The sequence below is a fragment of the Saccharopolyspora sp. genome, from assembly GCF_017434145.1.
Taxonomy (GTDB): Bacteria; Actinomycetota; Actinomycetes; order Mycobacteriales; family Pseudonocardiaceae; genus Saccharopolyspora_C; species Saccharopolyspora_C galaxeae.
Genome location: NZ_JAFRFW010001063.1, coordinates 1 through 4,151, shown reverse-complemented (window position 1 = coordinate 4,151; position 4,151 = coordinate 1). Strand labels below are relative to the sequence as shown.

General features: G+C 70.9%; 4 protein-coding genes and 1 pseudogene. 1 reads left to right on the top strand and 4 read right to left on the bottom strand.

What is annotated here, in order from left to right:
• The 4 genes and pseudogenes from IJH84_RS29025 to IJH84_RS29010 all read right to left on the bottom strand — a co-directional run.
• A partial coding sequence (locus IJH84_RS29025; RefSeq protein WP_295151257.1) for an alcohol dehydrogenase catalytic domain-containing protein occupies positions 1-454 on the bottom strand: 454 nt, incomplete at its 3' end.
• Positions 451-2,127: a glycoside hydrolase family 15 protein gene (locus IJH84_RS29020; RefSeq protein WP_295151255.1), complete on the bottom strand. Its 1,677-nt coding sequence runs from the start codon at positions 2,125-2,127 to the stop codon at positions 451-453. The genes IJH84_RS29020 and IJH84_RS29025, both read right to left, overlap by 4 nt.
• Positions 2,128-2,213: 86 nt before the next feature.
• Positions 2,214-2,345, bottom strand: a pseudogene (locus tag IJH84_RS29015) (hypothetical protein); the annotation flags it as partial.
• 37 nt (positions 2,346-2,382) lie between these two features.
• A complete protein-coding gene (locus IJH84_RS29010; protein ID WP_200068801.1) occupies positions 2,383-2,967 on the bottom strand; it encodes a type VII secretion system-associated protein in 585 nt (194 codons plus the stop codon).
• 206 nt (positions 2,968-3,173) lie between these two features.
• On the opposite strand from IJH84_RS29010, the gene IJH84_RS29005 reads away from it, so the two are divergent.
• A complete protein-coding gene (locus tag IJH84_RS29005) occupies positions 3,174-3,719 on the top strand; it encodes a PRC-barrel domain-containing protein (RefSeq protein WP_295151252.1) in 546 nt (181 codons plus the stop codon).
• The last annotated feature ends 432 nt before the right edge of the window (positions 3,720-4,151 follow it).

Below are 4,151 nucleotides of genomic sequence, written 5' to 3'. Positions count from 1 at the left end.
GTTCGGTCAGCACGGCGAGCTCGCCGAGCCCGCCGCCCGCCTTGATCGCGAACCGCGGTTCGATGGTCCAGCGCTGCGCGCCGAAACCGTCCAGCTGCTTGATGCCGCACTCGGTGTACTCGCCGTTGAGGCAGAAGTCCCACTGCCCGGCCGCGCAGGCTTCGCACGGCCGCGGATCGGGCCTGCGCACCACGCCGACCACGTAGTCGCCCTCGCGGAAACCGCTGATCGCGGGGGCGTGCAGCACGCGGCCGAGGGATTCGTGGAACAGCACCATCCGGTCCTGCCCCGGCGGCAACGCCCCGTGCGAGGAGTGCGTGACGTCGTGGTCGGTCGCGCACACCCCGGTCAGCAAGCCCTCCACCAGCAGCTCGCCCGGCCGCGGAGCGGGGTCCGGCAGCTCGGAGACCGCCGCCAGGTCCGGCTTGCCGGGCACCACCGTCGCCGCCCTCACCGCGATCCCCCTCCGTTTCGCCTGCTCATCTCGCCCCGAGTGTGCCCGCCGTAGAGCACGGCGGCCGAATTGACCAGCGCCAGGTGGGAGAACGCCTGCGGGAAGTTGCCCGCGAACAGGCCGGTTCGCCCGTCGTATTCCTCGGCGAAGAGGCCGACGTCGTTGGACAGCTGCACCAGCTCGTCGAACATCTCCTCGGCCTCCTGCCTGCGCCCGCTCAGCGCCAGCGCGTCGACCAGCCAGAACGAGCACGCCAGGAACGAGCCCTCACGCCCGGCCAGGCCGTCCACCGAGCTCGCTTCCTCGTCGGTCGAGTAGCGGTCCACCAGCACGCCGCGGCGCAGCTCCCGCTCCACCGCGCGGATCGTGCTCCGCACCCGTTCGTCGGAGCCGGGCAGGAACCCCACCGACGGCATCAGCAGCGTCGCGGCGTCCAGCGTGGTGCCGCCGTAGTACTGGGTGAACGCGCCGAGCTCGTCGTTCCAGCCGTGCTCCAGGACTTCGGCGTGCACCGCGTCCCGCAGCTCGCGCCAGCGCTGCACCTGACCCGGCAGTCCGTCCTCCTCAGCGGCGCGCACCGCGCGGTCGAACGCGACCCAGACCATCACCCGCGAGTGCGTGAAGTGCCGGTCCGGCCCGCGCACCTCCCACAGGCCCTTGTCCGGCTGCTGCCAGACCTTCTCCAGGTGCTTGATCATGCCCCGTTGCAGCGCCCAGGTGTCGGCGTTCTCCCGCACGCCGCGTTCCCGCGCGAGGTGCAGCGCGTCCATGACCTCGCCGTAGACGTCGAGCTGCAGTTGCCGGTACGCCCCGTTGCCGACCCGGACCGGCTGTGCGCCGTGGTAGCCGGAAAGCCAGTCGACCTCCCATTCCAGCAGGTGCCGCTGCCCGTCCACGCCGTACATGATCTGCGCGTCCGCGGGGTCGCCCGCGACGGCGCGCACCAGCCACCGGCGCCACGCCTCGGCCTCGTCGGAGCAGCCGAAGTTGTCCAGCGCCAGCAGCACCAGCGTGGCGTCCCGCAGCCAGCAGTAGCGGTAGTCCCAGTTGCGGCTGCCGCCAGCGGTCTCGGGCAGCGACGTGGTGGGCGCGGCGACCATGCCGCCGGTGGGCGCGTAGGTGAGGGCCTTGAGCGTGGCCAGCGACCGGTACACCGCGCCGGCGTGCGGACCGGTGTAATTGATCTTGCCGGTCCACTCCTGCCAGAAGTCCTCGCTGTCCCGGGTCTCCTGCACCGGGTCCATCGGCGGCGGGACTTCCTCGTGGTCCTGCGACCACTGCATCACCCACGACCGGCGCTGCCCGGCTTCGAGCGCGAACACCAGCTCGTGCGCGCGCTCGTGCGCGACCCGCTGCGGCAGCAGATCGCCGCGCAGCACGGCGGTGTGCGGACCGGCGATCGCCAGGATGTACTCGTCGTGCTCCGGGCTGGTCTGGCGCACGTGCCGCACCCACGGCACCGAGTCGCCGTAGGCGAACCGCACGATCCAGCGCATCCGGACCTGCACGGACCCGGACACGCACTCCAGCATCCGCACCAGGCACGGCTGGTCGAACTGGTTCTTCTCGTGCGGCGGCATGCTGTCGACCAGCCGCAGCACCCCGTCGTCGGTGTGGAAATCGGTCTCCACGACCAGCGAGTTGTCCCGGTAGCGGCGCCGGACCTCGCGCACCGGCCCGGCCGGTGCGATCTGCCAATGCCGTCCCGCTCGTCGCCGAGCAGCCGGCTGAAGCAGGACGGCGAGTCGAACCGCGGCAGGCACAGCCAGTCGACCGAGCCGTCGATGCCGACCAGCGCGGCGGTGCGCAGATCGGACAGCAGCGCGTAGTCGCCGATGCGACCGGGCTTGCCGGAGTGGTGATCGTTGCTCACACCGCCGAGGCTAGGCATCCACGCGGCTGCCGACCACCATCCGCGCGCCGGTGCGTCAGCTCGCGGAGTCGTCCACGAGCGTGCTGTGCGGGATGACCGCGCGCACCGTCTCGTCCAGGTTCAGCCCCAGGTCCAGGCCCGCCAGCAGCTGCGGCAGCGCGTCGCCGGGGACGCGGCGGGTGCCCGGCCAGCTCTCCGGCACCCGCTCCTGCGAGGTGCAGGCGGGCACCAGCTGGCTGCCGTCGTCCAGCTCGGCGGCGTAGACGGCGAGTTCGCCCTCGCCGTTCTCCGGGTCGTAGAGCAGCACCTCGGCGGCCAGCACGGCGGGCGGCAGCTCGTCCTCCGGCGCCTCGCCGCCCGCGATCCGCTGCAGCACCCGTTCCAGCTCGTTGACCGGTTCCGGCAGCTCGATCGACACGTCCGACGGCTCGTACTCGTCGTTGAACTGGAAGTCCTCGTCGATCTCGCCGTCGGCGTCGATGTGGTACGCGCCGATCACGCCTTCCGGCGGCACGTCCTCCCCGGAGTCCTGGTAGCCGGGGTCGACGATGTAGAGCCAGCTGTTCGGCGTCTGCCGGGCCTGTTCCCGCATCTCGTCGGTGATCGGCGGCGGGCCGGGCTGACCGGGCTGCTCTGACATGCTGGCGTCCTTCGTGGTCGGTGAGTTGCCTTCGGGCCCCGCGCTCGGGTACCCGGGAGCGTGTCAGTTCGACCCGTCCCCGCGATGCCTCCGGCGGGCGCCCCCGGGACGGTCCAGGTCGGACGGTGCGGTGCTGCGGGTCGGTGCGGATTCGCCCGTGCGCCAGGAGTTTTCCGCGCGGCGGGATCAGCCGTTCCGAGGTGCCGGTGCCGCGGCGGCGGGGGCAGACTGGGCGGGAGTGGCCGCTGCTCGGCCGGGCGGGCGCGTTCGGCGGCAGCCGGTGCGGTCGAGTTCGGGAGGCGGTCGGCATGATCGGTCAGCGGGAAGCACTGCGGTTGTTCGGCTGCGAGGTGTTCGACCCGGCCGGGCAGCGGGTCGGCATCGTCGGGCAGCTGTTCCTGGACGAAGCCACCGAGCAGCCCGCCTGGATCACCGTCCAAACCGGACTCTTCGGCACGAACGAGAGTTTCGTGCCGCTGGACGGCGCCGCGTTCGACGGAGACACGCTGACCGTTTCGGTGCTCAAGGAGACGGTGCGGCAGGCACCGCGGGTCACTCTCGAGCAAGGCGATCTGCTGCTGGAGCAGGAGCACGCGCTGTACCTGTACTACGGCCTCGAATACGGCGTCGCCCCGGCAGGCGGTGAGCGGCAGGCGGACTCGGTTCCCGCGGAGGACTCCGCGGCCGAGCTGCCCGAGGAGTACGTCGAGGCGGTGCGGTTGAAGCTGCGCCGCTGGGTCGCGGCGACCTGAGCGCATTCCGTTCGTGCTGCCGCGAACCTCATCGGTGCGCGGATTCCGCCCGCTCGATCGCGCGCTGTCGCGGCGGATGCGGCCGATCGAGTGAGCGATGAGCACATTATCCCCTAATTGCGGGCGCGTTTCGCGCGCAGATCCGACGCGTTGCGTGCGGCTCTCCGGCGGGCGCGGCAACGGCGTCAATTTCCAATTGAAAACGCTGCGCAAGGCCGTTCGGGTGAAAATCACCCGGCATGTTATCGGGTGATCCGAAAAAGATGCGGAACGCCGTTACCCTTCCGGCGCAAGTGTTTGGCGACAAGTCGCCAAACCGCCCGGTTCGCTGCATTTCCGTGCTTTCGTCGGAACAGCACCATCAGATTTCATCCGGCCCCACCCGGATGACGCTGAAGGGGAGGCAACCATGTCCGAATCGCCAGTCCGGCG

What these genes read in the sequence shown, in the direction of transcription:
- IJH84_RS29010 (WP_200068801.1), bottom strand. Translation starts at nt 2,967, where the DNA reads ATGTCAGAGCAGCCCGGTCAGCCCGGCCCGCCGCCGATCACCGACGAG.